Annotated in this window: 31 protein-coding genes; 19 read left to right on the forward strand and 12 right to left on the reverse strand. The window is 64.1% G+C overall.

The window, feature by feature from the left end:
- Nucleotides 1-139: 139 nt before the first annotated feature.
- On the forward strand, nucleotides 140-1,174 hold the full coding sequence (locus R6U53_RS03345) for a PhoU domain-containing protein (RefSeq protein WP_410320950.1): 1,035 nt from the start codon (nucleotides 140-142) through the stop codon (nucleotides 1,172-1,174).
- Nucleotides 1,175-1,183: 9 nt separating this feature from the next.
- Here R6U53_RS03345 and R6U53_RS03350 read toward each other — a convergent pair whose 3' ends face one another.
- Nucleotides 1,184-1,972 carry an FAD-binding protein gene (locus tag R6U53_RS03350; protein ID WP_410320951.1) on the reverse strand — a complete coding sequence of 263 codons (789 nt, stop codon included), beginning with the start codon at nucleotides 1,970-1,972 and terminating at the stop codon, nucleotides 1,184-1,186.
- Nucleotides 1,973-2,053: 81 nt separating this feature from the next.
- On the reverse strand, nucleotides 2,054-3,349 hold the full coding sequence (locus tag R6U53_RS03355; protein ID WP_410320952.1) for an MFS transporter: 1,296 nt from the start codon (nucleotides 3,347-3,349) through the stop codon (nucleotides 2,054-2,056).
- 110 nt (nucleotides 3,350-3,459) lie between these two features.
- Between R6U53_RS03355 and R6U53_RS03360 the strand changes: the two genes are divergently transcribed.
- Entirely contained in the window at nucleotides 3,460-3,918 is a 459-nt protein-coding gene (locus R6U53_RS03360) for a MaoC family dehydratase (RefSeq protein ID WP_410320953.1), read from the forward strand.
- 3 nt (nucleotides 3,919-3,921) lie between these two features.
- Here the strand turns inward: R6U53_RS03360 and R6U53_RS03365 are convergent, their stop codons facing one another.
- The 4 genes from R6U53_RS03365 to R6U53_RS03380 form a co-directional block, all read right to left on the reverse strand.
- Nucleotides 3,922-4,956 (reverse strand): dipeptide epimerase, encoded by a 1,035-nt coding sequence (locus tag R6U53_RS03365; RefSeq protein ID WP_410320954.1) that lies wholly within the window; start codon nucleotides 4,954-4,956, stop codon nucleotides 3,922-3,924.
- Nucleotides 4,953-5,978, reverse strand: a complete 1,026-nt coding sequence (locus tag R6U53_RS03370) for a DUF1611 domain-containing protein (RefSeq protein WP_410320955.1) — start codon at nucleotides 5,976-5,978, stop codon at nucleotides 4,953-4,955. Before R6U53_RS03370 ends, R6U53_RS03365 begins: the two co-directional genes overlap by 4 nt.
- 82 nt (nucleotides 5,979-6,060) lie before the next feature.
- Nucleotides 6,061-6,948, reverse strand: coding sequence for a Vms1/Ankzf1 family peptidyl-tRNA hydrolase (locus R6U53_RS03375; RefSeq protein ID WP_410320956.1), 888 nt, complete (start codon nucleotides 6,946-6,948; stop codon nucleotides 6,061-6,063).
- Nucleotides 6,949-6,972: 24 nt separating this feature from the next.
- Nucleotides 6,973-7,308 carry a DUF5802 family protein gene (locus tag R6U53_RS03380; RefSeq protein WP_410320957.1) on the reverse strand — a complete coding sequence of 112 codons (336 nt, stop codon included), beginning with the start codon at nucleotides 7,306-7,308 and terminating at the stop codon, nucleotides 6,973-6,975.
- Between the two features lie 265 nt (nucleotides 7,309-7,573).
- On the opposite strand from R6U53_RS03380, the gene R6U53_RS03385 reads away from it, so the two are divergent.
- The 3 genes from R6U53_RS03385 to R6U53_RS03395 all read left to right on the forward strand — a co-directional run bounded on the left by R6U53_RS03385 (nucleotide 7,574) and on the right by R6U53_RS03395 (nucleotide 9,253).
- Complete coding sequence (locus R6U53_RS03385; RefSeq protein ID WP_410320958.1) at nucleotides 7,574-8,482, forward strand: hypothetical protein; 909 nt, start codon at nucleotides 7,574-7,576, stop codon at nucleotides 8,480-8,482.
- A gap of 68 nt (nucleotides 8,483-8,550) precedes the next feature.
- Complete coding sequence (locus tag R6U53_RS03390; protein ID WP_410320959.1) at nucleotides 8,551-8,790, forward strand: PRC-barrel domain-containing protein; 240 nt, start codon at nucleotides 8,551-8,553, stop codon at nucleotides 8,788-8,790.
- Between the two features lie 7 nt (nucleotides 8,791-8,797).
- Complete coding sequence (locus tag R6U53_RS03395; RefSeq protein WP_410320960.1) at nucleotides 8,798-9,253, forward strand: NOB1 family endonuclease; 456 nt, start codon at nucleotides 8,798-8,800, stop codon at nucleotides 9,251-9,253.
- A gap of 1 nt (nucleotide 9,254) precedes the next feature.
- On the opposite strand, the gene R6U53_RS03400 is transcribed toward R6U53_RS03395, so the two are convergent.
- Nucleotides 9,255-9,401, reverse strand: coding sequence for a CopG family transcriptional regulator (locus tag R6U53_RS03400; RefSeq protein WP_410320961.1), 147 nt, complete (start codon nucleotides 9,399-9,401; stop codon nucleotides 9,255-9,257).
- A 104-nt stretch (nucleotides 9,402-9,505) separates the two neighbouring features.
- Here R6U53_RS03400 and R6U53_RS03405 point away from each other — a divergent pair, with 104 nt between their 5' ends.
- Nucleotides 9,506-10,252 (forward strand): CPBP family intramembrane glutamic endopeptidase, encoded by a 747-nt coding sequence (locus tag R6U53_RS03405; protein ID WP_410320962.1) that lies wholly within the window; start codon nucleotides 9,506-9,508, stop codon nucleotides 10,250-10,252.
- Between the two features lie 24 nt (nucleotides 10,253-10,276).
- Here R6U53_RS03405 and R6U53_RS03410 read toward each other — a convergent pair whose 3' ends face one another.
- Entirely contained in the window at nucleotides 10,277-11,563 is a 1,287-nt protein-coding gene (locus R6U53_RS03410; RefSeq protein WP_410320963.1) for a glucose-6-phosphate isomerase, read from the reverse strand.
- Between the two features lie 101 nt (nucleotides 11,564-11,664).
- Here R6U53_RS03410 and R6U53_RS03415 point away from each other — a divergent pair, with 101 nt between their 5' ends.
- From R6U53_RS03415 to R6U53_RS03455, 9 genes are all read left to right on the forward strand, one after another.
- The gene (locus R6U53_RS03415) at nucleotides 11,665-12,126 is read left to right on the forward strand and encodes a DUF5812 family protein (RefSeq protein ID WP_410320964.1); all 462 of its coding nucleotides are present in this window, start codon (nucleotides 11,665-11,667) and stop codon (nucleotides 12,124-12,126) included.
- Nucleotide 12,127: 1 nt separating this feature from the next.
- On the forward strand, nucleotides 12,128-12,985 hold the full coding sequence (locus tag R6U53_RS03420; protein ID WP_410320965.1) for an RNA ligase family protein: 858 nt from the start codon (nucleotides 12,128-12,130) through the stop codon (nucleotides 12,983-12,985).
- Nucleotides 12,986-13,188: 203 nt separating this feature from the next.
- Nucleotides 13,189-13,653 carry a 30S ribosomal protein S15 gene (locus tag R6U53_RS03425; protein WP_410320966.1) on the forward strand — a complete coding sequence of 155 codons (465 nt, stop codon included), beginning with the start codon at nucleotides 13,189-13,191 and terminating at the stop codon, nucleotides 13,651-13,653.
- 4 nt (nucleotides 13,654-13,657) lie between these two features.
- Nucleotides 13,658-14,728, forward strand: coding sequence for a hypothetical protein (locus R6U53_RS03430; RefSeq protein WP_410320967.1), 1,071 nt, complete (start codon nucleotides 13,658-13,660; stop codon nucleotides 14,726-14,728).
- Nucleotides 14,725-14,973, forward strand: a complete 249-nt coding sequence (locus R6U53_RS03435) for a KEOPS complex subunit Pcc1 (RefSeq protein WP_410320968.1) — start codon at nucleotides 14,725-14,727, stop codon at nucleotides 14,971-14,973. The genes R6U53_RS03430 and R6U53_RS03435 overlap by 4 nt, the downstream gene beginning before the upstream one ends.
- A complete protein-coding gene (locus R6U53_RS03440; RefSeq protein ID WP_410320969.1) occupies nucleotides 14,970-15,599 on the forward strand; it encodes a 30S ribosomal protein S3ae in 630 nt (209 codons plus the stop codon). The genes R6U53_RS03435 and R6U53_RS03440 overlap by 4 nt, the downstream gene beginning before the upstream one ends.
- A gap of 160 nt (nucleotides 15,600-15,759) precedes the next feature.
- Nucleotides 15,760-16,347, forward strand: a complete 588-nt coding sequence (tmk, locus tag R6U53_RS03445; protein WP_410320970.1) for a dTMP kinase — start codon at nucleotides 15,760-15,762, stop codon at nucleotides 16,345-16,347.
- Between the two features lie 61 nt (nucleotides 16,348-16,408).
- Nucleotides 16,409-17,053, forward strand: a complete 645-nt coding sequence (locus tag R6U53_RS03450) for an MBL fold metallo-hydrolase (RefSeq protein ID WP_410320971.1) — start codon at nucleotides 16,409-16,411, stop codon at nucleotides 17,051-17,053.
- Nucleotides 17,054-17,123: 70 nt separating this feature from the next.
- The gene (locus R6U53_RS03455; RefSeq protein WP_410320972.1) at nucleotides 17,124-18,170 is read left to right on the forward strand and encodes a thiamine pyrophosphate-dependent enzyme; all 1,047 of its coding nucleotides are present in this window, start codon (nucleotides 17,124-17,126) and stop codon (nucleotides 18,168-18,170) included.
- A 7-nt stretch (nucleotides 18,171-18,177) separates the two neighbouring features.
- Here the strand turns inward: R6U53_RS03455 and R6U53_RS03460 are convergent, their stop codons facing one another.
- A complete protein-coding gene (locus tag R6U53_RS03460; RefSeq protein WP_410320973.1) occupies nucleotides 18,178-18,405 on the reverse strand; it encodes an Lrp/AsnC ligand binding domain-containing protein in 228 nt (75 codons plus the stop codon).
- Nucleotides 18,406-18,460: 55 nt separating this feature from the next.
- Nucleotides 18,461-20,314: a PAS domain S-box protein gene (locus R6U53_RS03465; protein WP_410320974.1), complete on the reverse strand. Its 1,854-nt coding sequence runs from the start codon at nucleotides 20,312-20,314 to the stop codon at nucleotides 18,461-18,463.
- Nucleotides 20,315-20,559: 245 nt separating this feature from the next.
- Between R6U53_RS03465 and R6U53_RS03470 the strand changes: the two genes are divergently transcribed.
- From R6U53_RS03470 to R6U53_RS03480, 3 genes are all read left to right on the forward strand, one after another.
- Complete coding sequence (locus R6U53_RS03470; protein WP_410320975.1) at nucleotides 20,560-21,246, forward strand: potassium channel family protein; 687 nt, start codon at nucleotides 20,560-20,562, stop codon at nucleotides 21,244-21,246.
- Nucleotide 21,247: 1 nt separating this feature from the next.
- A complete protein-coding gene (locus tag R6U53_RS03475; RefSeq protein WP_410320976.1) occupies nucleotides 21,248-21,478 on the forward strand; it encodes an Lrp/AsnC family transcriptional regulator in 231 nt (76 codons plus the stop codon).
- Nucleotides 21,479-21,580: 102 nt separating this feature from the next.
- Complete coding sequence (locus R6U53_RS03480; RefSeq protein ID WP_410320977.1) at nucleotides 21,581-22,339, forward strand: SDR family oxidoreductase; 759 nt, start codon at nucleotides 21,581-21,583, stop codon at nucleotides 22,337-22,339.
- Between the two features lie 40 nt (nucleotides 22,340-22,379).
- On the opposite strand, the gene R6U53_RS03485 is transcribed toward R6U53_RS03480, so the two are convergent.
- Nucleotides 22,380-23,432, reverse strand: coding sequence for an NAD(P)/FAD-dependent oxidoreductase (locus R6U53_RS03485; RefSeq protein ID WP_410320978.1), 1,053 nt, complete (start codon nucleotides 23,430-23,432; stop codon nucleotides 22,380-22,382).
- 194 nt (nucleotides 23,433-23,626) lie between these two features.
- On the opposite strand from R6U53_RS03485, the gene R6U53_RS03490 reads away from it, so the two are divergent.
- Entirely contained in the window at nucleotides 23,627-24,256 is a 630-nt protein-coding gene (locus R6U53_RS03490; protein ID WP_410320979.1) for a hypothetical protein, read from the forward strand.
- Nucleotides 24,257-24,372: 116 nt separating this feature from the next.
- Here R6U53_RS03490 and R6U53_RS03495 read toward each other — a convergent pair whose 3' ends face one another.
- Nucleotides 24,373-25,398, reverse strand: a complete 1,026-nt coding sequence (locus tag R6U53_RS03495; RefSeq protein WP_410320980.1) for a hypothetical protein — start codon at nucleotides 25,396-25,398, stop codon at nucleotides 24,373-24,375.
- Nucleotides 25,399-25,465 lie beyond the last annotated feature (67 nt).

Here is a 25,465-nt window from a genome sequence, read left to right on the forward strand (position 1 = left end):
AATTGGACGGGCTCATATATAGTCGCACGGACCCGCAATCGCGGGGCCCGACCGATCTTACATATGTTGTATAATGGTATTCTGTTTCACCGCTACATATATAGTGAATATTATGTCCTTGGACGACGATTGAATCGATATGGAGACACGGAAGGTACAGCGGCTGGGGCCGTCGACGCTCGCGATGACGCTGCCCGCCGAGTGGGCGACCGCACAGGGTGTCGAGAAGGGGGACGAGGTGTCCCTCCGGATCGGTAGCAAGGGGACGTTGACCGTCATGCCCGAATCCGTTCAAAAGGAAGAAAGCGAGGCGATCATTCACGCGCAGAACCTCGATGCCGATTCCGTCGAGCGCGCGATCGTCGCCCAGTACGTCCTCGGCCGACGGATCATCCACGTCGAGGTCGAAAACGGCGGGACGCTCGACTCTTCGCAGATCAACGCCGTCTACAACGCCGAAACGCAACTGATGGGGCTCGGCGTAATCGAGGAGACGCCCGAGCGGATCGCCATTCGCTGTTCAGTCGATCCGGAGGATTTCACGCTCGATAACCTCCTCGAACGGCTGGAGTCGACCGGTTCGACGATGCGAAACGAAGCGATCAAAGCGCTCGCCCACGGCAACCCCGATCTGGCCCAGCGCGCGTTGAACCGTGAACGGCAGGCCAACAAGATCTTCGTCCTCCTCTTGCGCCTCATCTTTACGTCCTATCAGAACCCGAACCTGGCCCGTGCGGTCGGGCTCGATTCGGGCTTTCCGCTCATCGGCTACCGCTCGATCGCGAAGAACCTCGAGTTGACCGCCGATAACGCCGAGGACATCGCCGAGATCGTCCTCGAAACCGAGGGCCACACGCTCAACGTCGATTCGGGAACGATGCGACGTATCCGGGAGTTCACGGATCAGGTCAACGAGATCACGGAACTGGGCGTGCAGGCCGCAGTCCACCGCGATTACGACATGGCGATCGACACGCGAAACAAGTTCGCGGAGATCCGCAACCGAGAGGTCGAGATCCTCAACGACCTCGAGGAGATGCCGAACGAGGATCTCCTCCGCGTGCGGGAAGTCCTCGTCAGCCTCGGCCAGACCGCGCAGTTCGCGGTCAGAAACGCTGAGATCGCGACGAACCTCGCGCTCAACGAGGACAGCGAGCACGTCACGATCAAGTAGCGATCCGGCTCACTCGTCGTCCGATACGTCCCGGAGGCTCGGATGCATCGTCGGTCGGTCCGGGTGCGGCGTCTCGAAGGCGTCCGTCATGATCGCAATCGACTCGCGCTCGCGCCGCAATCGCTCGTCCTCGTCGATTTCTTCACAACCCGGCGGAACGTCGCGTCCGCGATCGGTGAAGTACCCTTCCGGTGCCACCCAGTCGTGATAGAACGGCACGTCAGAATCGTGAATGAGCGTCAACGCGACGTCAGCGCCGTGTCCGGCGCAGACGACGGTTTGATGTTCGGCACCCGCGAGTCGTCCGGCGGCGTACAGGCCGTTCAGCCCGGTACGACCGTCGTCGTCGATATCGACGTACGTCTTCGAGCCACGCTTGACGAGGCCGACCGAATCGAGTGCCTCCAGGTACGTCGAATCGGCCCACGACGCCGCGATGACGTACTCCGCCTCGAGCGTCGATGGCGCCTCCCCGCCCCTATCGGCCCGCGCCTCGAATCCGCTCTCAGTCGGCGTGATCGCCTCGACGATTCCCTCGTGAACGAGGCAGCCGTTCCGCTCGGTCTGTCGCTCGAGCAAGTCCGCAAAGAGCCGTGGATTGATGCCCGCCGGGAAGCCGGGAACGTTTTCCAGGTGAGCGTTTCGCCGAAGGATGGACTCGCCGTGGGTGAGAACGACTGTGTCGAAGCCCGCCCGAGCGGTGAACGTCGCCGCGGTCAGTCCGGCGACGCCGCCGCCGATGACGACGACGCGCGGTTGCCCGTCCTCCACTCTCTCTGTGGGTTCTGGATCATTCATACGGCGGCTTCGCACACAGGACGTACAAACATCTCGATCTGCCGTCCGCTCTCCGCGTTCACGGTGAGCGCTGCGGCGAGTTCAGGCGCCGTCCGGTGTCGACCTCCGCCGATTCCGGAGGTACAACACGAACGTGCTGGCGAACGCGAGCACGGCCACGCCGGTCGTGATCGCGAATGCGACCCGGTAGCCGAACTCGGTGTAAACGACGGATCCGGCGACGACGTCGTCGGTCCGGTAGCGATCGACGGCAACTCCCATGACCGTCGGGAGGATGGTCGCGCCGAAAAAGCCCGCGCCGTTGACGATCGCGGTCGCGACGCCGCTGGCCTCCGCCGGGTACTGCTCTTTGATGATCGGCAACGCGAGTACCGTCACGCCGAGACAGCTCCCTATAAAAAAATACACTACGGCGATGACCGCCAACGGTGGATCACCGAACACGGGGATGACGGCCAATAGGAGCGCGAAGAACCCGAACCCGATCACCATCGGGAGCCGCCGCCGTCCGATCCGATCGGATATCCACCCCACGCCGGGGCCACCGACCAGGATCCCGATGGATCCGAGGAGGGTGAAATACGACGCGGTCGTGACGTCGAGGTCGTAGACGGCGACCAGATACGGCACGCCCCACAGGCCGATCACGGTCAGAATCGTCCCCATCCCCGAAAAGAACGCGAGCGACAGCAACCACTGCTCGATGTCGCCGACCAGCTCCCGGAGATACCCACCGGTCTCGGCGAGCGTCACCGACGCCTGCTCGGGCACGTTCTCGATCGGATCGAGACCGGCGGCGGCGGGCGACTGTCGCGCGAGCGAAAAGACCGCAGCGGCCGAGGCGAAGCCGACGACAGCGAGGCCGTAGATCGTTCGTTGCCACCCGAACCAATCGACTGCGACCGCAAGCGGCGTGGTCGCGAAGATGGCACCGACTCCCGCCATTCCGGACGTCAACCCGGACATCGTCGCGAACTCGTCGATGCGGAACCAGTTCGCACAGAATCGCAGCGTCGAGATGAATATCACGCCGCTACCGAATCCGATGAACGCCCGCGAGAGGACTGCCGTGAGGTATCCGCTGCTGGACGCGAAACCGATCGCGCCCACACTGAGCACGAACGCGCCGACCGATCCGACGTACCGCGGACCGTACCGATCCGCCAACACGCCCGTCGGGATCTGTATGAACGCGTAGATGACGAAAAACGAGGCGTGAAGCGTCCCGAGCTGAGCGGCCGTAATCCCGAAATCGGCCGTGAGTTGCTCCGATAAGACCGCCGTCGACAGTCGGTGCAGATTGACCAAAAGGAAGACGAGCGCCAGCGATCCCCACGCAAGCCAGCGCCGCTTCGTAGGGTCCGTAAGGAGGTTCACGTTCCCCGTTCTCCGCTGGGTTTGGTAAGCGTTATGATGTCACTACTGCGTCGCGATGTATCCGCCTGCCACGGGCGGATTTTTATCCCCCGGCGACGACGGTCTCGCCGATGGTTCGCTATTTCGAAGATTACGAGACCGGGCTCGTGTACGAACCCGACGGACGGTACGAGGTGACGAAAGACGAAATCAAGCAGTTCGCGGAACGATACGACCCGCAGCCGTTTCACATCGACGAGGAGGCCGCGAAGGATTCGATCTTCGGCTCGCTCGCGGCGTCGGGATGGCACACCGCGTCGATGTGTATGCGAGTGTTCGCCGACGGCTTCCTCGACGAGGAATCGTCGATGGGCGCACGAGGGATCGACGAACTGCGGTGGCGCAAACCCGTCTATCCCGGAGACACGCTCCGCGTCGAGGTAGAAATTTTGGACAAGCGGGTCTCGGAAAGCCGCCCGGAGATGGGACACGTCCGAACGAAACTCAGGGGGTACAACCAAGACGACGACTGCGTCGTCGAGTGGGTCGCACTCGGGATGCACCGTCGTCGGGATCCGGACGCCGAGTAGGCGCTATCGCGGTCGCGCGCCCGTCCCGGCATCGACTGCGCTGAGGTCGAATCGCCCCGCAGTCACGGGGACGCCCGCGTAGGGATCGCTTTCGAGCAACAGCGAGCCGTCGAGATCAGCATAATCGAGCAGCGGCAACAGCTGTGCTGCCCCGGCGATGGCTGCGTTCGTCTCGATCATACACCCGCACATCACCTCGAGTCCGTGTGCGCGAGCCGTATGAATCAGTTCGATCGCGGGCGTCACGCCCCCCGTCTTCATCAGTTTGAGATTCACGATGTCGCATCGATCCGCGATCCGCGGAACGTCGGCGGCGGTGAGACAGGACTCGTCGGCCGCGATCGACAGCGGTGAGTGTTCGTAGACGTGTCTGAGTCCCTCAGGGTCCTCGGCGGCGACCGGCTGTTCGACGAACTCGACGCCGAACGTTTCGAGCGCGCGACAGTTTCGGACGGCCTCCTTCGGACGCCACGCCTCGTTTGCGTCGACGCGGATGATCGCTTCGGGTGCGGTCGACCGGATCGCCTCGACGATCTCGAGATCCCGGTCGGTGCCGAGTTTCACTTTCAGAATCGAGTAGCCCGAATCGATCGCTTCGCGTGCGCGCTCTGCCATCGCCGTCGTCTCATCCAAGCCGATCGTGAACGAGGTCTCTGGACAGCCGTGGGCGTCCGGCGAGAGGCCGAGCAACCGATACACCGGCAGATCGAGGAGTTTCCCGGCGAGGTCCCACAGCGCGAGGTCAACGGCGGCCCTGGCGGCCGGATTGTCGCGGGCGACGGACAGCACCCGATCGGCGATCTCGCGTCTGGCGTGGGGATCGCCGGCGTCTTCGGCGGCGGCTAGCAGGTCGGGCAACAGCGCCTCGACGGTCGCCGCCGTCTCCCCGTAGTGCGCGGAGGGTGCCGCCGCCCCGTAGCCCGTCTCGCCGCCAGCGTCGAGCGTCACGACGACGTTCTCGGTCGTCTCGGCGGTCCCCCGCGAGATCGTAAACGGCACGTCGAGCGTCAACTCGACGGTTTCGAACGCGGTGTTCATCGGTCGTCCAGCAACCGCTCTACGATCGCGTCGGCGCCGTCGCGTACGGGATCGACCGCTGGGGCACCGATCGATCCCTCGTACTCGGTGATCGCTTCTTCGGCCTCGTCGGCGTCGAGTTCGTAGGTGTTCAACGAGCCGCCGAGCAACTCCGTCGGTGCGACCGGTTCGGCGAGGTCGGCGTACAGTTCGACGAGATCGGCCGGATCGGGGATCGGGAACGACTCGTAGCCGTGGATCGCCTCCCGGCCCGCCTCGTGGCAGAGTACGAGGTGGTCGGGCTGTGCGCCGTGGAGGATACCGCAGGTGACCGCGGAGTAGGCAGGATGAATGATCGACCCCTGCCCCTCGACGAAGAGGTAGTCGTACTCGTCGGCGCGCTCTCGGATCAACCGCTCCGTGGCCCCGTTCGTGAAGTCGCTGATCGTACGATCGATCGGGATCCCACCGCCGTCGATCATGATCCCGGTCTGTCCCGTCGGGACGAATCCCGCGTTCAGTCCGGCGTCTCGAGCGGCTTCGACCAGTTCCAGCGTCGCCGTCATCTTGCCCGTCGAGCAGTCCGTTCCCACGGTGAGGATCACTTCGACGTCGAGACCGCGGACGATTCCCTCGGCGACGGTGAGATCGTCCGGGGGTTTCCGAACGTCGCGCAACTCGATGCCGTGGTCGGCGGCGAGCGCGGTGAACTCCTCGTCCTCGGCGAGGAAGTAGTGGAGGCCGGAAACGACGTCCGCGTCGCGTTCGATGGCGCTCCGAACGTCGTCCCGCCAGGATTCGTCGAAGCCGCCCCCGATGGGCGCGATGCCGATCAGGAGTGCGTCGAAGTCGGGCGCGTCCGCGACGCGCTCGACGACCGGAACCCCCTCGGCGCCGACGTCAGGGAGGTGATCGCCGACGGTGGTCCCCGCCGTCTCGCGGTCGAGGACGGCGACCACCTCCTGGTCGCCGTAGCGGAGGACGCCGACCGCGGTCTTCGCGCGGTCGGGAAACCGTTCGTGGGCAAGGATTGCGACTCGCATACGCGATCAAAGGACGGCCGCCGGTAATAAGCGCATCAATCCGCGAGCAGATACGTGACGACGCGGCCACACCTTCCGAGTGTCACAGTCCGTGCAGTCGTACGGACCAAAAGTCCGAGAAGGCGTTCTCGAGTGCGTCCCTCGGCTTTCCGCTCGCGTCGACGGCCGCCGTTTCGTCGGCGTCGAACCCGGCGATCAGTCGACGGTCGCCGACGACGTAGCGGCGCTCCGCCTCGACCGACTCGAGCGCTTCCGAGCAATCATCCAGGTGGGCCGCGATCTGCTCGTCGCGGAGTCGCTCGAAGCGCCCCTGCGAAAATCCGCCCTTCGAATGATCGCTTTTCACCCGGCTCTCGAATCCCTCGTACGAGATCCGCTCGCTCCCCTCGTAGACGCCGACCGCGAAGATGTCCGAGCGTACCACCGCCAGCGCGAACCGGCCGGTCGGCCGGAACCACGAACGGTCGATTACCGGGCTCTCGGCCCATTCGCTGAACGTGTCAGGGGTCACTGGCGGTCGGAGCGCGACGGCGACGATCCCGGCGTCGTCCACACAGACGAGACACGGCGACGCACGCGCAGCGAGGGGGGTTCGATCCCCGAGGAGTTCTCGGAGCCCCGCCGACGGTTCCTCTTCGACGTACGAGGTGAGTACGCTCTCGGGACCGCCGCCGTACGACGCGAGTCGGTCGAGAACCGAATCGATTCGTCCGCCACGAAGCGTTTCCTCGTATCTAAACCCGACGTTCGCGTTATCGGTGTCCGTCTCGGCGGCTTCGAGCCGTCCTTCGAGGTCGGCGATGCGGTCTTCGAGCCGATTCGCCCGTTCCTCGACGCTCTGTTTTGCGCTGACCGCGTCCGCTCGGCGCTCGCTTTCGGCCTCGAGTTGGGCTTCGAGGCGATCGCGACGCTCCTCGAGAGCTTCGATTCGCGCCTTCAGTTCGGTCCGACCGAGAAGATCATCGAGCATCGACGGATCGACGATCGGGTCGGATTAAAATCCCGCGGGACCGTCGGGGTCGAACTCGAGCAGTTGCCGGGCGCGATCGGCCTTTGCGAGGAGTACCTCGCGGAGCATCGGCGGATTGTCCGTTCCGGTCGCCGACAGCGCGCTCTCGGGAAGTGCGACCGTTCGTCCGGGAACGTTGTCGGCACCGTGAACGGCCACGTGTGTCGAGCCGATCTTCATCACGAGCGGTTCGCGTGCCGACTCGTACAACTGCTCTGTAACCCGTTCGTGGTGCTCGCGGTGGATTACGGCGCGGTCGCCGTCGTAGGGTTCGACGTAAAGACGACCCAGGTAATACCCGCTGGAGAACTGTTCGAACATGCCGTCATTTCCCTGTTGTATGTTAGCACATATAAGTATTGTCCGGTTGTCGGCTGCCGGTACCCGAAACCGGTGTATTGGTCGCGGTGCCTCGACCGACGACTCCCCCGATAGGCTCCGGGTCGTCCGACCGGGGACGCGTGTGAACGGGCGGCGCTCCTACAGTTATAAACGGTTTTACCGCTTCTCGATCCATGCATTTGAATCGTTAAACGGTTCGAACGGAGCGTGGGTTTTTATTCGATGACCCGTCTATCCCGTCGTAATGAGCCGAGGTCTCGTCGGTATCGGTACGCTCGTCGTGTTCGCCGGGGTCACAGGCGTTCTCGTCTTCGGGGTGGCCACCGGCCCGGTCGGCGCAACGACTCCGGCAGACAACGCCTCGCTCGGTGCGGATATCTCCTCGTTCATGCAGGCCAGCGACGTCGAAACGGCTGACAACGTGGAGGAAGGGCGATTCGAGGTCGCGATGAACCGAACCGAAGATTCCGACGAACGTCGGGCGCTGATCCGGGCACGACAGGCGCGATTGGAGGAACGAAGCGAACGGCTTCGCTCACAGCGCGAGACGCTGGGCGAGACGCCCGATGTCCGGAACCGGTCGGTTGCGACGGGAATCTCGATCGGCGCGGCGGGACTCGAACGCTCCGTGAACGAGACCGAGCGCCGTGCCCAAGCCGCTGACGTCCCCACGGAGCGGTTCTCGGAACTCCGCGAGAGTGCCCGAGCGGTTCGCGGTCCGGACGTTGCGGGATTAGCCCGCGGGGTCGGTCGACCGCCGAACGCGGGACCTCCTGACGGGACTCCCCCCGCGAACCGATCCGGGACGCCCGGCCCTCGCGAGAGAGACGAACAGGTCCCCGAACCGTCCCGTTCGCCGATCGAAAGCGACGCACCGACGGACGCCCGCGATGTCGACCAGGGCGGATCGCGGGGTAGTGACGGCGGTTCCCTGGGAGGTGAGTCACCTGACGATGGACCGCCGGGTGCCGACGCTGCCCCCGGCGTCGATTCCAACAACGACGACGGTGTAAACGGGACGAACAGCCCGACGGGGAACGGTGAGCACGGACCGCCGACCGCCGCAGGATCGTCCGGGAATCCTGGAACGGACGGCCGTCCATTGCCTCCCGGTAGCGACGCGAAGAAGCCGCCGGAAAACAGCGGACGATAACGCTCGGTGCGGTTCCGTCGATATCGGCGACCCGAACGTTGATAGCGGATAAACGACAACCGAAAGATATGCCGGACATACTCGCTGAGAACCTCTCGGATAAAGAGGTCATGGGATCGGACGGGTCCAGCCTCGGCACCCTGTACAACATCACGATGGATCTGAAGACGGGAACGCTCCAACATCTCGTGTTGGATCCCGGCCAGCAGACCGGTGAACTCGAGTTCGAACGCGACGAGGCGGGGAACTACCGGGTTCCGGTCGGCCGCGTTCAGGCGGTCAAAGACACGATCATCATCGACCGCTGACCTCGTTATGAACGTTCTCGATTCGTCGGCGTTCATAGACGAGTACACCACCGACGAGCCGGTCGCGACCATTCCGATGGTTCGTGAGGAACTCCAGGACGAGGCGGGGTATCGGTTCGATGCTCTCGAAGGATCGGGGATGCGCATTCACATCCCCGATCCCGAAACCGTCGAACGGATCGAACGCGCCGCCCGCGAGACGGGCGACGCCGAAACGCTCTCGCGGACGGATATCCGCCTGCTCGCGACGGCGTTCGAACTCGACGCCGTCCTCGTCACCGACGACTACGCGATGCAAAACGTCGCCGAGAAGCTCGATATCGCCGTCGACGTGATCGCACAGGGAGGGATCGACGAACGAAGGGACTGGACGTTCCAGTGTCAAGGCTGCGGTCGCGTCTTCGACGACAACCGTGATCGCTGTGAGATCTGCGGCAGCGAGCTCACGCGCAGGCGGCCCTGAGCTAGCGGGTCGGGGCGCTGTCGAGTTCGTCGAGACCGACCTCGACGAGCTGCCCGACGACTTCCTCCTCGGTCAAGCCGTATCTGGTTGCAATCCCCTCTATCCGCCGGGCCAATCGGTCGTCGCACTCGAGGTAGTATCGGGGCATAGCTCGCGGTATGCCACCCGTTCGCATAAATATGTGTCAGACGTATGACGGACGCGCGTTGCCAGACGGACAGGCTTAATCGACGACCGCCCCAACTCGGAGCAATGAGTGAGTCATCCGATCGGCCCTCGCCCGGTCGCCGCCTCGCCGCGATGACGGTACTCGGCGCGATCGGGTTGCTCGTCGGGCTCATAGTCGGGATCGTGACGCTCGGGCTTATCGGAGCGCCGCTTTCGCTCTCGGTGGACGCACCGTCCGGCCAGTTGCTCTTTACGCTCGGTACGTATCTCGGAATGGGGGGTGTCGCGTGTCTCTATCTGCTCCGCCACGAGATCTCGCTGTCGTACGTCGGACTACGTCGCCCGACCCTCCACGATATCGGAGCCATCACCGCCACGACCGTCGTCCTGATCGCGCTCGCCGTCGCGATTCCCAATCTCATCTCGTGGCTCGGGCTCCCCTTTACCGAACACAGCGTGACCGAGAGCATCGAAATGAACCCGTCGATCGCGCTCGTTTTCCTCCCCCTCTCGATTCTCGTGGTCGGCCCGGCCGAGGAGTTCCTCTATCGAGGAATCATCCAGACGCGACTCGGGGACGTGTTCGATGCCGGCACGGCGATCGCGCTGGCGTCGCTCATCTTCGCCGTCGTCCACTTTTTCGCGTATCTCGACCCCGCGAACGTCCCCGGTACCCTCGTGACGATCTTTCTGCTCTTGTTGCCGCTCGGTGCGATCCTCGGCGTCGTCTACGAATACACGGGCAATCTCGTGGTCCCTGCGCTCGCTCACGGGATCTACAACGCGATCACCTACGCCACCGTCTACGCCGAGGTCGTCGGCCTGTTCTGACGGTCTCCGTTTCGATCGCCCGGGCTATTCGACGCGCCGAACGGTCTTATGATCGACCGCATCGGCCTCTTCGAACTCGCCGCCGCCCAACAGCCCGCGAGCGGCTCGTTTGCCCCACTCGACGGCGGGTTGCGTGAACGTCTCCACGCCCGATAGCTCGCCCACGAGGATGCACGCGGCCTCCAGATCGTAGAGCAATCGCCCGACGCTCCTCGCGTCGAGACGGTCGATCTCGAGTCGGACGTTCGCCTGTCCGGCCGCGGCCAGCGAGGCCTCGGTCGCCTCGAACTCCGCGTCGAGCAACTCGCCGAGAGTCACGCCGCCGAGATACGACAGCGATTCGACGCCGGTCTCGGGAATCGGTACGTCGGCCCGCTCGCGGGGGCGAAGCAGCGTGACGAGTTTGTCCGTGCGACCTGCCCGGTACAACTGCAGTTGGGAGTGTTGGTCGGTCGCGCCGAGAGCACGGACAGGGGTCTGGCCGAGGCCGTCCTTACCGAGGCTTTCGGCCCACAGCTGGGCGAACCACTCGGCGAGCGGTTCGAGCGACTCGGCGTACGGAACAAAGGCGTTCATCGTCGCACCTCGTGACTCGAGCGCGTACGCGACCGCGCCGTAGGCGTAGGCCGGACACTGGAACAGCGACGGGGCGAGCGTCGCCCGTCCCGCTGCCCCGCCGTCGAGTACCGTTTCGATATCGCACCCGAACGCGGCGGCCGGCACCAATCCGACCGGCGACAGCGCCGAAAATCGGCCGGGGACGCCGTCCGGGACGGCGCACGTGGGGAGGTCGTGTTCGTCGGCCAGCTCCCGGAGCGGTCCCGATTCGCCGGTCGTGACGATCGTTCGATCCGCCCACTCGACGCCGGCTTCTGCCATCGCATCCTGTATGACGAGGAAGTTCGCGAGCGTTTCGGCGGTCGTTCCGGACTTAGAGACGACGTTGACCAGCGTCGATTCGAGGGGCAGTTCGTCCAGGAGCCGTCGCGTTCGGGCGGGATCGACGTTGTCGAGGGTGTAGTGTTCGGAGATCCCCAGCGCCGCGGTGATCGTCTCCGCACCGAGCGCCGAGCCGCCGATTCCCACGGTCAACACCGCGTCGGGATCGAACCCCTCGACGGCCGCTTCGATCGCCTCGGGATCGGCGTCCTCGGGCAACGCGAGGCTCGCGTAGCCGAACTCTCGATCCACGATTCTCGCTTCGATACGGTCGTGAATCCGCCGGACGCGCTCGTCGAGCCGTTCGAGCGAGGCCTCCGAGACACCGAGCGTCGCCTCCGAAGCCAGCGCGTTGCCGAAATCTACGTTCATACGTTCTACCGTGTGGCGGGTGACAAAGGTGTTGACGATCGGATCGGGCGGAGACCGGTCGTCGCCGAAACCCCAAAAAGGGACGGGAGCGTTCCTCCCGTATGGAACAGGAGGGACGGTTCGTGGTGACGCATGCCGACGCCGACGCGGCGGTACTGAAAGACGTCGACCGTGGACAGGTCCACACGCTCGGGGGCAATCCCGGCGTCGAACAATCGGAGGTCATCGAGGGCGTGCTCGAACCCGAACCGCCGATGGAGGTGACGTACCGGCTCGTCGAGATCGAGACGCGACGACATCTCCCCATCGAGGAGAGCCCCGAACCGCCGACCGAACAGGAACGCGAGCTCGCGGCCGAGCAGGCCGCCGGGGAGGTGACGAGACGCGAGCGGGCCGGGATCGGCGAACTACACGTGCTAACCGTCCCCGACGAAACCACCGAGGCAGCCGTCGAGGACGTGCTGGACGACGAGGCGACGCTGGTCCGCGCCGCGCGCCTCGAGGTGAACCGCGTCGAGATCCGCAGCGAACCGGGCGTCGTGAGCGTCAGATACCTCCCGTGACATGAAGCGGTATCCGTCGATTCCGAGCGTCGAAGATGCTCCGGACGGGATGTTCGAATCCGGTCACCTGTGGGTGCTCGAAAAGATCGACGGCGCGCTCTTCCGGTTTCAGCTCCGCGAATCGGGACTGGTTCGGTTCGGGGATCGGACCCGCGTTTACGACGATCCAGACGCGATTCCGGCCCCATACGAACACGCGGTCAGGCACGTCCAACGTCGACTCGACCGCGGGGCGCTCCGAAACGCCGTCGACGACGTCGAGTCGGTCGTCTTCTTCGGCGTTTCGACCCACCGACACGCGATCGAGTACGACTGGGATCGGCTGCCGTCGTTTCTGGGATTCGACGTCTACTCGACCGGAGCGGACGCGTTTCGTCCACCGGGCGCTACTCAGGGAATCTTCGAACGGCTCGGTCTCGATCCGGTCAACGCGTTCGCCCGGGAACTGCACACGCGGGACTTCGATCCGGAGTCGTACTCCGTCCCGGACTCGGCGTGGTACGACGGTCCCGCGGCGGGCGTAGTCATCCGGAACAAACGCCGTGGTCGGGCGACGATCCTCAACTCCAACGCCCCGACGAACGACGGGACCGGCTCAGATCTAATTTCGCCCGACACCTCCGCGGCGGAACTGGCGGAGACGTACGCCACCGACCACCGACTCCGCCGGCTCACGTCGTCTCTCGAGGCCGACGGCGAGGCGGCGACGGTCGAGACGCTGTACGATCGAGCGATGGCGGAAATCGTCCGCGAGCATCACACGCGACTCCTCGACGGCGCGTCGTCGGTCGACATGTCGGCGTTCCGGTCGGGGGTCGCCGCTCGGGTTCGGTGGTTTCTGGATGGGACGCCGGGATAATTCCCCCGAACCCCGAGTAGAAACCGTTTTGTGTCCGACCCGACGAAGTACGGACGGGAACCGCGCGACCGTAAGTCCGACTCGCCGGTCGATTGGCCGGCTTGGGATTGCGGTAGTGCTGGCGCGGCTGCCGGGACGGTATCTCCCGTCGCGGCGACCAGCGCCGTTAGGAGCGGTCCGTGCAGTTCCAATTCACAGAAACAATGGCACGAATGCATTCACGCCGCCGAGGGTCGTCCGGATCGGACCGCCCCGCGGCAGACGAACCACCGGAGTGGAGCGACGTAGACGAGGACGCGATCGAGGAGCGAGTCGTCGAACTGGCCGAGGATGGGTACGGACCCAGCCAGATCGGTCTGAAACTCCGTGACGAGGGCGTTCAGGGTGTTCCCGTCCCGGACGTGAAACTCGCGACCGGCAGGAAGGTCACCGAGATCCTCGAGGACAACGACTCGACCGGCGACCTACCGGAGGACCTCCGAAACCTGATGCAGCGCGCGGTCGGCCTGCGCGATCACATGGAGCGAAACCCCGGCGACGCCCAGAACAAGCGAGCGCTCCAGAACACGGAGTCGAAGATCCGCCGACTCGTCGACTACTACCGCGGCGACAAACTCGACGAATCGTTCACGTACGAGTACGACGAAGCCAAAGAGCTGCTGGAGTAATCCGATGTCGGCAGCCGGTCATCCGGAGGAAAATCGCTCCCGCGTCGCCGCGGCGCTCACCGACGCCGAGTTCGTTCGGCTCGTCGGGACCGCCGACGGCGACGCGTTAGCCGCGGCCGGGCTCGTCGCCCGCGGGCTCGACGCCGCCGGGGTTCCCTATCAGGCGAGCCTCGCGGCCGTCCCCGACTCCCCGGCGACCGATGCCGACTGCACCGTCGCCATCGGCCACCCGGCCGGCGACGTCGTCGTCGTCGACGACTCCCTCGCCGTCGAAGCGGCCAACATCGTCACCGAGTTCGCCCCCGAGGCGGTCGATCCGGAACTCGCACTCGCCGGTTCGATTTGCGCCGGCGTCGAACCGTCGGGACGACCCCTCGAACGGGCTGACCTCGACCGCCGTCCCGGCGTCGCGATCCCGATCGGCGATCCGATCGAAGGACTGGCCGGAACGACGCTCCTTCACGCGTCGTTTTCGGGCGACGGACGGGCCGTCGAAGACGTCCTTTCGACGCTCGACGCCCCCGACGATCGGGAACTCGCTTCCCTCGTCGCGCTGTCGGCGATCGAGGGCGCGCCGCCGCGCGCGGCCGAGGCGGTCGAACGGGCGCTTCGCCCGTACGTCACAGATCGCTTTGAAACGCTCGGCGGTTTGGCCGACGTGCTCGACGCGCTCGCCCGGACGCAGCCCGGAACCGGCATCGCGCTGGCGCTCGGCCACGAGGTCGAGACTGCCGCGATCGACGCCTGGCGCGCCCACGGCCAGCGGGCGCACACGGCGCTTCGGGAGGCCGACACGGGCCGATACGACGGCGTCTACGTCGTCCGGATCGACGACGCTTCGCCGGCGCTGCTCGGAACCGTCGCCCGACTGTGCTTTTGGTACCGATCGCCGGAACCGATCGCGCTCGCCGTGACGGACGGCGGAGCCGCGGCCGTCGGCGCCGGGGTTGACGCCCCGTTTCGCGCGGCCGAGACGGCTCTCGGCGGCCGAGTACTCGTCCGAGACACACACGGCGTAGCGACCTTCGACGGAACGATTTCGGGATTCACCGCGGCGTTCAGGGAGGCGCTATGACGGCCGAGGACCGCCGAGCGACGATCCGGACGGTCCACGCGCACCCCGACGTGATCGCCGCGGCGATCGCCCCCGACAACACCGACGAGATGTCGACGCGCGTCGACTCCGAGGGCTCCGGTGGCGGAGCCGTCGTCACGACGATACGGCGCGAGACGACCGGCGGCCTTCGGACGACGGTCGACGATTACGTTTCGAACCTCACAGTTGCACAGCGAATAACCGACACGACAATTCAATCATGAGCGAACGTTCAGTATCCAAGCGGAAACAGGAGAAACGATGGTACACCGTGATGGCCCCCGAGATGTTCGACCGGGCCGAACTCGGTGAAACACCCGCGGACGAACCGGAGATGGTGTACGACCGCACCATCCAGACGACCCTCGGCGAGTTGAAAAACGACCCGAGCGAGAACAACACGAAGCTAACGTTCCAGATCACGGACGTCGGCAGCGACGCCGCCTACACCGATTTCGTTCAACACGAACTCACCCGTGACTACCTGCGCAGCCTCACCCGCCGCGGCACCTCGAAGGTCGACGCCTTCGTCACCGTCCTGACGACGGACGACTACCGCGTGCAGGTCCAGCCCGTCGCCTACACGACCAAGAGCGCGGACCACAGCCAAGAGCGCGCCATCCGAAAGACGATGGTCGATCTGGTCGAAGAGGCCGCCGCCGAGCGCACCTTCGAGGGGCTCGTCGAGAGCATCGTCGAGGGGCGACTCTCCTCGGCGATGTACAGCCAGGCGAAGACGATCTACCCGCTTCGACGCGTCGAGATCCAAAAGACGCGCGTCGAGGCCCAACCCGAAGAGGTCGCCGCCGAGGAAGAGGCGAGCGTCGACATCGACGAGGACGAGGAGTAGCCGCGTTTTCGCGCCGACGAGGTTCTTTCGCGATGTACACGCCCGGAGCGACGGCGCTAGCGCTGATCATCGTGCTTGAGCGGGATCGGTGAGTCGAGGACGAACCCGCTTGTCGGCTACGATAATCAGTATAATATACGGCCGCTCCGATCGTCGCCGTATGCTCATCACGCTCGAAGGGATCGACGGGGGTGGCAAGACAACGGTTCGAGAGGCGCTCGAATCGACGCTTCCCGCCGAGCGCACGGTCTTCACCCGAGAGCCGACCGACTCGTGGTACGGCGACGCCGTCTATCGATCGATCGGCGACGACGACGCCGACTCTATCGCGGAGCTGTTTTTATATACCGCGGACCACGCGGATCATCTCTCCCGCGTGATCCGCCCGGCGCTCAACGATGGGAACACCGTCGTCTCCGATCGGTACTCCGATTCCAGATACGCGTATCAGGGGGCGACGCTCGCCGGCGCGATCGAGGAGCCGATGGAGTACATAAGAGCGATCCACGAGCCGTTCACCCGGCCCCCGGACGCGACGCTGTATCTCGACGTGCCGCCCGAAATCGGGGCCGAGCGCGCCGGCGCGACGAACAAGTTCGAGACCGCGGCGTATCTACGCGACGTGCGCGAGAACTACGAGCGTCTTATGCATGCCGAACCGGGCCGATTCCACCGGATCGACGCGACGCGACCCGAGGCCGAGGTCATCGAGACGGCGCGCGAGATCGCCGCTGGCCTTCTCGAGTAGATCGTTCGGCGTGCCCTACACCCCAAGATATATCGATCGAAACGCCAGATATTGAGACACAATGTCAACCGAAGTCGCTCCCGGCGTGTATCAGCGGCGACTCGCCCACTCGAAGGTCGTCTACCTGTCCGAGGCGAATCTCCTCGTCGATACCGGCCCCGAGTCGGAGTGGGACAGTCTCCCGGAATTCCTCGATGAACGGGGCGACGTCGACCGATTGTTCGTCTCCCACGCCCACGGCGATCACGTCGGCAACGTCAAGCGGGTGATAGAGACGTACGATCCCGAGGTGCTCGTCCCCGAGAACGAGCCGCTCGACGAGGTGGATTTCGGCGACGCGTCCGTCACCGAAGTAGCCGACGGCGACGAGATAGCGGACGGCGTGTCCGTCGTGGAAGTCCCCGGTCACACCGAAGGGATCTGCGGGATTCATATCCCCGAAAAATCGCTGTTGCTCTGTACCGATATCTTGGATGGGTCGGATCGCCGCGGGCTTCCGGCCGGATTCTTGCTGCCGCCGCCCGCGATATACACGTGGGACAGCCGAAAGGCGGAGACGAATCTGGAGAGGCTCCTCTCGCTGTCGTTCGACACCGCCGTCGTCACCCACGGCACGAACGTCGACGACGATCCTCGCGGGAAACTCGAGGCGTATCTGGACTTCCCGAACCACTACCGGAAGGACCTCCTCGCGGAACGTTCCTGAACGCCGACGTTCGACGGCCGTCACTCCTCGGTGTCGCTACGATTTTTACCCCCTGGCCCGTCCCCCCGGTATGCACCGTGTGATCGGCGAACGCGCTCCGAGCGGGATCGACGGCGAGTTGGCTCGGTCGCTCCTCCGATCGATGGTCCGCGCTCGCGTCTTCGACGAGCGGGCCGTCTCGCTCCAACGACGCGGCTGGATGAGCGGCTATCCGCCGTTCGAAGGGGCGGAGGCGTCACAGGTCGGCGCGGCGACGGCGATGGCCGACGAGGACGTGCTCGTCCCGACGTATCGGTCCAACGCCATGCAGTTGGCCCGAGGCGTTCCGATGGCGGACATCCTTCGATTCCGGCGCGGCTTTCCGGAGTACGGCTCCGGACACGACGTTCCGGTCTTTCCGCAGTCGATCACGATCGCCACGGGTATCCCGCAGGCCGTCGGCATCGGGATGGCCGCGACGCATCGCGATACCGGCGAGGCGGTCCTCTGTTACTTCGGCGACGGCGCGACGAGCGAGGGCGACTTTCACGAGGGGTTGAACGTCGCGGGCGTCTTCGACGCGCCGGTCGTCTTCTTCTGTGAGAACAACGGTTGGGCGATCTCGACGCCCGAACCCCGACAGACTGCCAGCGGGACGATCACGCAAAAAGCCGACGCCTACGGGATCGGCCGAAAGCGCGTCGACGGCAACGATCCGATCGCGGTGTATGAGACCGTTCGAGAGGCGCTCTCGGCGGCCCGCGCCGGCCTTCCGGTGCTCGTCGAAAGCCTCACCCATCGGCGCGGCCCGCACACGACGAGCGACGATCCGAGCCGGTATCGCGACCGCGCGTCGTTCCCCGAGTGGCGGACGGCCGATCCGATCGAACGGTTCGAGGCATATCTCCTGTCGGGCGACGTACTCGATGCTGATCTCGTCCAGTCGGTCAGGGCAGCAGTCGAGGACGAGCTCGACGCTGCCGTTCAGGAGGCGGAGCGAGCGACGCGAGACCCAGAGGACCTCTTCGAGTGGGCGTACGCCGAGGCGACACCGGCGCTCGATCGACAGCGCGAGGCGATTCGGGAGTGGCTGGACCGACACGACGACCCGTACGGGAACGAGAACCAAAACGAGTAGCTCGTCCTCACTCGAGACAGACGTACGTCTTCGTGTCCTCGACGTCTTCGAATCCCCGAATGCGGGTGGCGACGGAGTGGATGATGTCGTACACCTCCTCGGCCTCGGCCTCGACGATCACGTCGAAGTTCCCGGCGACGACGTTCGCGACGGTGACGTGATCGAGTTCGCCGAGTCGGCCGGCAAGCGCTTCGGCGTGTCCCGTCCCGGCTTTCACCATAATGAACGCACGCATCATGTATGTGAGTCATTGTCACTGAGCAAAAGTCTTTCCCGGACATCCGAACACGTTAGCCGGCGTCCCCGGCGGGTGCGGCCAGCAATCGAAGTTCGACGATCGACCCGTCCGGAGTCTCGCGTATATCCAGCGAGCCCTGAGACGCTTTCAGCACCTGGTCGGCGAACCCAAGCCCGAGTCCGCGTCCGTGATGGGTCTGTGAGAGCTCCGCATCGGGGGCCAACACGTCGCGTTCGACCTCCGGAACGCCGGGACCGTTGTCGGCGATCAGGATCCCTACGTCGTCGTTTCTTCGGTCCGGACGCACGGTTACGTCGACGGCGGGATCGTCCCGTTCGGCGTGAACGATCGCGTTCTCGACCAGTTCGGCTATCGCCTCGTCGAGCTGTGGGACCGCCGAAACGCGGAGCCCAGCCGGACAGTCCACCGCTATCGTGCTCTCGGGGAACCGCTTTCGGGCGTCGGTGGCGATTCGATCCAGCATCGCTCCGATGAGTATCGACCCGTTCTCCGGTGGATCGACGAGGAGGCCGACGATCTTCCGTTTCGTCTCGGCGAGGGTGACGAGTTCCTGTCCGGCGTCGATGATGCGGTCCGTGACGGTCTCGTCCCCGTCGTCCAGCTCGTCGCGTACGAGTTCGGCGTTGCCGAGGACGATCGACATCTTGTTGTTGATGTTGTGTCGGAGGATCCGAACCAGGACTCTGAGCTGCCGCTCGCGTTCGAGTTGCTCGGTAACGTCTCGACAGATGGCGATAGTACCATCGACGCTCCCGCGCTCGTCACGCTTCGGATATCTGGTCGTGACGAAGGACCGTTCGCCCTTGGTCGGCAGCGTCGGCCTCACCTCGTAGGTCTCCGGTTGCTGGTTCTCCAGGACACGCCGTTTCCGCTCGGCGATCGCTTCGGCGGCCGCTCGATCCATGAACGCGAACTCGTCCGAGCCGATGAGTTCGCTACTCGGCGCGCCCGCGTACTCGCCGACGGCGTCGTTTGCGAGCTCGAACTTGCCCTCGGCGTCTTGAATCATGATCGGGTCGTCGACGCGTTGGACGATCCGTTTGAACGTCTCGAGTTGCTCGCGAGTTTCGATCCGCTCCGTGACGTCCGTCTGAACGGCGACGTATCCCTCGATTTCCCCCGACTCGTCGGTGAAGGGGGCGATCGTCTCCTCCGCGTGGTATAATTCGCCGGATCGGCGTCGGTTGAGTATCGGCTCGGACCAGACGTCACCCGAGCGTATCGTCTCCCAAAGCGTCGAGTAGTACCGCTCCGGTATCCGTCCCGATTTGAGTATCCGCGGCGTGGATCCGATCGCAAACTCGGCGCTGTATCCCGTGATCTCCTCGAACGCCGGGTTGACGTACTGGATGTATCCGTCGGGATCGGTGATGAACACGGCGTGTCCCGCGGCATCGATCGCCCGATCCAATCGCGTGCTCTTGAAGCGACTGCGCGCCCGCTCGGCAGTCTGTCGACCGTCGATCGTCTGACGAATCGCGTGTATGAGTACGGCGTGATCGTCCGTATCGGTCGACTGTCGGAGGTACCTCGTGATCCCCGCGTCGACGGCGCGTGTCGCCATTCGATCGGCGTGGCGCTTCGGGTACAGGATGACCGGTACGTCCGCTTCGATCGTCCGTAGTTCGTCGAACAGCGCCAGTCCGTCCGTGTCCGGAAGTTCGTACTCGCTGACGACGCAGTCGATCGATTTCCCCGTGAGTGCTCGCATTCCGTCTTCTCCAGTCCGAACGATCCGGACGGACAGCGAGGGGTCCGCTTGACCTGCGGCGTCTGAAATCGACCTCGGCAGATCGGCTCGACCGCTGATCAAAAGCAACTCCGTCGTTTCGTGGCCGTCCGAACTAGGTTCGTCGTCGGCCAACGTCTCGTCTGTCGCGGGCAACTCTACCGAGCGCTTGCGTGCAGACGATTAAACCCTTTGCGGATTAATATATATTCGCAGACGGACCCGTCCGCAGTTGCGTGTTTTTGTCCGACACGGCTTTATCAATGCCTCCCACGGACCGATGGCTCCACTCGAGACGTTGGATCCCATGACGCTTCGCCCATCCGTCCACACGGCGGGGTCGACCCCCACGAGTGTGAGAGGGAGTAACATTCTTGAGCACCGTCGGCATAGTGTGTGTCATGAAATTCGTTATCGTGGGTGCCGGCCGGGTCGGTATGCGAACCGCGCGCGTCCTTCGGGAGGAAGACCACGAGGTCGTCATCATCGAACCCGACGCGACCAAAGTCCAACGGCTCCGTGACGAGGGGTTCGAAGTCATCGAGGGAGACGGCAGCGACGAATCGACGCTCCTCGATTTGAATCTGGACGACATCGACGGAATTGCAGCGCTCTCGGGCGATATAACCGTCAACTTCATCGCCTGTATGGTCGGCAAACGGCACGAATGCCGAACCGTCCTACGGGTCGACGACGACGATCACGAGTACATGATCGGCAAGTACGCCGGCGACGTCGACGAGGTCATCTACCCCGAGCGTCTCGGTGCGATCGCCGCGAAGAACGCCCTCGTCGGCGGGAGCGTCAAGGCCGTCGCCGACATCGCTCACAACCTCCAACTGGTCGAACTCACCGTCACCCCCGGTTCACCGATGCGCGGCTACTCGCTGTCCGAACTCGAACTCCCGGCCGATTCTCGCGTGCTCGCTTTCGGCAAGGACGGCGATCCCCTCCAACTCCCCGACGCGGACGCCTCCCTGGAGGTCGGCGATAGAATCGTCGCTATCGCCGATTTCGGCGTCCTCCGCGAAGTCGAACAGATCATCGTCGGCGAGTCGGGAGGCGTGCTCGCGCAGGGGGGTGCCTGAGATGGTCGTCGCCTACGTCATGGTCAAAGCCCACACGGGCGAGGCAGGGCGACTTCGAGACGATATCGAGGCGATCGACGGCGTCGTCTCGGCGCATATCGTCGCCGGAGACATCGATATCATCGCCAAGGTCGACGTGGATTCGCCCGCCGGCGTCAAGGATATAGCCGCCGACGCGATCCAGGCGCTCGATGGGGTCGAGGACACGCACACGTATATCGCGATGGGATAAGAGAGAGGTCGAGTGTCGGCAGTAGTTTACCGCTATCCGCACCTATATGTTTCTTGGTAGCTAACATCAAGATTGGCCGATCCGGCCATTTGGGGATATATCATGAACGGAATACAAGACGGTGTCGCGATCGTATCGGGTGCGAGTTCGGGGATCGGACGGGCAACGGCGAAGCGGTTCTCGACGGAGGGTGCACGGGTCGTCGTCGCCGATATCGACACGGACGGCGGCGAGGAGACTGCTTCACAGATCGAGTCGGACGGCGGTGACGCCGTGTTCGTCGAAGCCGACGTCACCGACGAGTCCGACGTCGAGGCGGTGGTCGAGACAGCGGTGGATACGTACGGTGGGTTGGACTTCGCGTTCAATAACGCCGGCATCGAGGGCGCCTCGGCGTCGACGAACGAACAGTCGCTGGAGAACTGGTCCCGGGTGATCGACATAAATCTCGAGGGCGTCTTCTTGGGTCTGCGCGCACAAATCCCGGCAATGCTCGAAGACGGCGGCGGGGCCATCGTCAGCACCGCGTCGGTCGCCGGCCTGTTGGGCTTTCCGAACCTCAGCCCGTACGTCGCGAGCAAACACGGCGTCATTGGGTTGACCAAGACGGCCGCCGTCGAGTTCAGCGGTGAGGGAATCCGGGTGAACGCCGTCTGTCCGGGAGTCATCGACACGCCGATGGTCGCCCGGACGAAAGAGGAGGACCCAGAGACGATAGACGCGACGGCCGCCGCGACGCCGATCGGCCGTCTCGGTCAACCCGAGGAGATCGCCTCGGCGGTCGTGTGGCTCTGTTCGGACGACGCCTCGTTCGTGACCGGCGAGTCGCTCGTCGTCGACGGTGGCTTCTCGGTGCAATAAGGCGTCCTTCGACGCGTCACAAATCGGGAGCGAGCGAGAATCAGTCGTCGCTGGTCACCGACTGTTCCTCTCTCGGTCCGCCGGGATGCCCCTCGTGGGTGACAGCGTGACGGAGGAGTCTCTGTGAGATCGCCGGCACGTCGGCTTCGGTGACGGGGCCGAGATCCTCGATCGCATCGAGGTCGCGGGGGAACGCCCGGAGATCGTAGTGGTTACCGATCCCACAGCGAGCGCCCTCACCCATCGCCGTCGGAATCTGGTTGTGGCCGGGGGTAACGTCACCGACGGCGTAGACGCCGTCGACGGTCGTTCTACCGTGGTCGTCGACGGCGATCGTGCCGTCGTCGTTCAACTCGACGCCGAGCGATTCGGCGAGATCGGTGTTGTAGTTGGAACCGTACATCGGGAAGCCGCCGCGGTACTCCCGAACGGTTCCGTCCTCGAACTCGAACGCGGAGAGCCACCCGTCGTCGTCTTTCTCCATGCCGACGATCTCTTCGCGAACGACGTCGATCGGGTGGTTTTCGAGCAGTTCGGCGGTCTCGTCGGACCACTCGATCTCGTTGCCCCGCGTGAGAACGTCGACGTCAGGGGTGAAATTCAGCATTATCATGGCAACGTACGCGGCGGAGTCGCCGGTGCCCATCACGTAGACCGGCTCGTCGACGAACATGTACGCGTCGCAGTGCAGACAGTAGTGCAGCCCCTTTCCTGTCCGCGGGAGCGGTGGATCCGGACGGGCGTCGGAGAAGCCGGCCGCGAGGACGACGTGGTCGGTCGTCACCTCGACGTTCCCGGCCGTGACGTGAAACCCATCGCCATTGGCGGTTTCGATCGGTTCGATCTCGGTGACGTAGTCTTGGAAATAGTCCGCGCCGTACGATTGTACCTGTTCAGTCGCCGTCGCGAGGAACTCGTTACCTGATGTCTCCTCCGTGACGCCGATGACGTTGTGGGTATCGAGCATCATCGCCGCCCGTCCGCCGCCGCGGTTTATGACCGCAGTGTCGTGGCCGAGTCGGGTGGTGTACAGCGCCGCAGTTAGTCCGGCCGGCCCGCCGCCGACGACCGTCACCTGGTAGTGGTCTGTCATCGACGCTCTCTAGCGCGCCGATCGGCTTAATTCCACGGCCGGTGTGTTGCGCGATCGAACGACCGTTACGGATCGCTATCGTGGTGTGACATACCAGCACACCCTGAAGGACAGGTGATATAAGTAATGAACTCCTACAATCGGTCGTACCACTCGCGCCAGGGGACATCCCCCCGATGTGGGACAGAGATACCATGACCAGTCGCGTATACAGACTTCATTCGACACTGGAACTGAAACTCGACGACGTTCACGAATTCTTCGACGGTTACGAACTGCCCGTCGAAATCGAAGACGTCGAGGTGACACGGCGGAACAACACGCTCATCGTCAGCGCTGTCGCCGCCGAGGACAACATTTCGAAGTACACGCCGACGGCACAGCTGAAGGCGAGCATCACCGAGAACAGGCTCTACGAAACCGAAGACGGATGGCAGGAGACACCCCCTGAACCGGACGCCGGCGCATCCGTCGGCGACGATGACGGACCGCAGTGGGGAAGCTTCAGCGACAGCGCGCAGATGCAGGAAGAGCCGGAAATAAACTCGAAACTCGTCGAGTACGCCTGCTTCAAGGGCGACCGCGAGACTGTGCTTCAAAACACTGCCTTGCAGTATCCGATGTTCGAAGTGCTGTGTGACCTCGCTAAGTTCGCCGAGAAGGGAACGCTCACCGCGATCGCGGCCGTCGACGACGAGCTGGTCGCCGTCCGGATCGTCGACGGCGAGGAACGATCGGCGAGCGTCGAGGTCGTCGATGATCCCCGCGAACGCGAATCGGAAAACACCGTCAACTGGCGCGACAACAAGTTCATCAGCGGCTGAGACCCGAAACGAATCCGTGTCTTTCGATTCCGTGAGCCACTGCTTCGGCAGCGGTTGTCTCGACTAGGACCCGTCCGCCCAACGGACTTCCCTCGGCGTCGACGGTGACGAACGCGTCACTTGTAACCGTCGCTCGCGAGATGGTGGTTCATTACCGTTTCGAGCCCGTCTACGAGCGATTCACCGTCGATGCTTTGGAGTTCGGCCGCCTGTTTACGTGACGCTTTTTGTCGGATCTCCCACTCTCGGATGAACTCCGCCTCGATGCCGTGCGTCGTGATCCGGTCGACGAGTCGATCGATGTCCCCGCGTCTCGCTTCCGAGGCGGTGATGACGCGGCGTCGGATCGCACAGACGACGATACCCGAACTGAAGTCGCCCTCGGTGAGTTCGCGCTCCCACGTTGTCAGCCAGTTGCCGATCCGTGCCATCTGTTGGAGTTCGCACAACAGACTTCGAAGCGCACCCAACTCCCGTCGTTCGAAAGACGGGGAGTACATCAGGTCGAGACACGCGTACGGGAACATACACATGTTGTACGCGTCGTATCGGTCCGTTTCCATGCGGTTGGCCATTGCCGGATTGGCGTTTAATAATCTGGCGTGCTCCATCGCGTTTATGGTCTGTCTGAAGTCGTACTCGAAGATATCCGCGAACTCGGCGTAGCGCGGTGCCTGTTCGATCCCGGTCCGAATCGCCTTCCAGAGGTCCTTGAGGAACCCCCATAGCTCGGGATCGATATCGGGGGCGGAGTCGCGTTTCGCGGGCGTCGTTTCCGCGAACGGGATCCAGCGGACACGATCGAACGCGTCGTCGCCGTCGTTTCGTTCAGCCAGGTCATCGAGGGTCGTGACGAGGATCGTCAAGAGGCTCTTCCGCTCGCGGACCTCGTTGAGCACGTCGTGGGGGACGCAACTCAAAGTGAACTCGTCGAACAGGTTGTGGATCCACTTCCAGAGAAAGCGGTCGCGGTGGCCAACTACTCGGTCGTATCTCTCGACGAACTCCCGCACCGTCGACGGTAGCTCAACTTCGCCGATCGTTCGCTCGTATTCGCCCGGTGGCTGTCGGTTCAATCCATTCGTCCGTCTCGTCATATGGTGGCCAGTCTCCGTCGACGCCCAGTCCGTCCTGTGTGCCATGGGTGGTTAGTATTCCCATAATGGTATAACACTTTTGTTCAGTATTTATCAACTAATAAAAAGTCTA

It is taken from the genome of Natronomonas sp., from assembly GCF_046483325.1.
In the GTDB taxonomy this organism is placed as follows: Archaea; Halobacteriota; Halobacteria; order Halobacteriales; family Haloarculaceae; genus Natronomonas.

Coding starts and splice junctions, on each gene's coding strand:
- R6U53_RS03350 (WP_410320951.1), bottom strand. CDS start 1,972: ATGAATGATCCAGAACCCACAGAGAGAGTGGAGGACGGGCAACCGCGC.
- R6U53_RS03450 (WP_410320971.1), top strand. CDS start 16,409: ATGTCAACCGAAGTCGCTCCCGGCGTGTATCAGCGGCGACTCGCCCAC.
- R6U53_RS03495 (WP_410320980.1), bottom strand. CDS start 25,398: ATGGCACACAGGACGGACTGGGCGTCGACGGAGACTGGCCACCATATG.
- R6U53_RS03390 (WP_410320959.1), top strand. CDS start 8,551: ATGCCGGACATACTCGCTGAGAACCTCTCGGATAAAGAGGTCATGGGA.
- R6U53_RS03430 (WP_410320967.1), top strand. CDS start 13,658: ATGTCGGCAGCCGGTCATCCGGAGGAAAATCGCTCCCGCGTCGCCGCG.
- R6U53_RS03475 (WP_410320976.1), top strand. CDS start 21,248: ATGGTCGTCGCCTACGTCATGGTCAAAGCCCACACGGGCGAGGCAGGG.
- R6U53_RS03370 (WP_410320955.1), bottom strand. CDS start 5,978: ATGCGAGTCGCAATCCTTGCCCACGAACGGTTTCCCGACCGCGCGAAG.
- R6U53_RS03405 (WP_410320962.1), top strand. CDS start 9,506: ATGAGTGAGTCATCCGATCGGCCCTCGCCCGGTCGCCGCCTCGCCGCG.
- R6U53_RS03425 (WP_410320966.1), top strand. CDS start 13,189: ATGGCACGAATGCATTCACGCCGCCGAGGGTCGTCCGGATCGGACCGC.
- R6U53_RS03345 (WP_410320950.1), top strand. CDS start 140: ATGGAGACACGGAAGGTACAGCGGCTGGGGCCGTCGACGCTCGCGATG.
- R6U53_RS03490 (WP_410320979.1), top strand. CDS start 23,627: ATGACCAGTCGCGTATACAGACTTCATTCGACACTGGAACTGAAACTC.
- R6U53_RS03400 (WP_410320961.1), bottom strand. CDS start 9,401: ATGCCCCGATACTACCTCGAGTGCGACGACCGATTGGCCCGGCGGATA.
- R6U53_RS03375 (WP_410320956.1), bottom strand. CDS start 6,948: ATGCTCGATGATCTTCTCGGTCGGACCGAACTGAAGGCGCGAATCGAA.
- R6U53_RS03385 (WP_410320958.1), top strand. CDS start 7,574: ATGAGCCGAGGTCTCGTCGGTATCGGTACGCTCGTCGTGTTCGCCGGG.
- R6U53_RS03455 (WP_410320972.1), top strand. CDS start 17,124: ATGCACCGTGTGATCGGCGAACGCGCTCCGAGCGGGATCGACGGCGAG.
- R6U53_RS03435 (WP_410320968.1), top strand. CDS start 14,725: ATGACGGCCGAGGACCGCCGAGCGACGATCCGGACGGTCCACGCGCAC.
- R6U53_RS03360 (WP_410320953.1), top strand. CDS start 3,460: ATGGTTCGCTATTTCGAAGATTACGAGACCGGGCTCGTGTACGAACCC.
- R6U53_RS03365 (WP_410320954.1), bottom strand. CDS start 4,956: ATGAACACCGCGTTCGAAACCGTCGAGTTGACGCTCGACGTGCCGTTT.
- R6U53_RS03415 (WP_410320964.1), top strand. CDS start 11,665: ATGGAACAGGAGGGACGGTTCGTGGTGACGCATGCCGACGCCGACGCG.
- R6U53_RS03420 (WP_410320965.1), top strand. CDS start 12,128: ATGAAGCGGTATCCGTCGATTCCGAGCGTCGAAGATGCTCCGGACGGG.
- R6U53_RS03470 (WP_410320975.1), top strand. CDS start 20,560: ATGAAATTCGTTATCGTGGGTGCCGGCCGGGTCGGTATGCGAACCGCG.
- R6U53_RS03440 (WP_410320969.1), top strand. CDS start 14,970: ATGAGCGAACGTTCAGTATCCAAGCGGAAACAGGAGAAACGATGGTAC.
- R6U53_RS03395 (WP_410320960.1), top strand. CDS start 8,798: ATGAACGTTCTCGATTCGTCGGCGTTCATAGACGAGTACACCACCGAC.
- R6U53_RS03480 (WP_410320977.1), top strand. CDS start 21,581: ATGAACGGAATACAAGACGGTGTCGCGATCGTATCGGGTGCGAGTTCG.
- tmk (WP_410320970.1), top strand. CDS start 15,760: ATGCTCATCACGCTCGAAGGGATCGACGGGGGTGGCAAGACAACGGTT.
- R6U53_RS03485 (WP_410320978.1), bottom strand. CDS start 23,432: ATGACAGACCACTACCAGGTGACGGTCGTCGGCGGCGGGCCGGCCGGA.
- R6U53_RS03410 (WP_410320963.1), bottom strand. CDS start 11,563: ATGAACGTAGATTTCGGCAACGCGCTGGCTTCGGAGGCGACGCTCGGT.
- R6U53_RS03460 (WP_410320973.1), bottom strand. CDS start 18,405: ATGCGTGCGTTCATTATGGTGAAAGCCGGGACGGGACACGCCGAAGCG.
- R6U53_RS03380 (WP_410320957.1), bottom strand. CDS start 7,308: ATGTTCGAACAGTTCTCCAGCGGGTATTACCTGGGTCGTCTTTACGTC.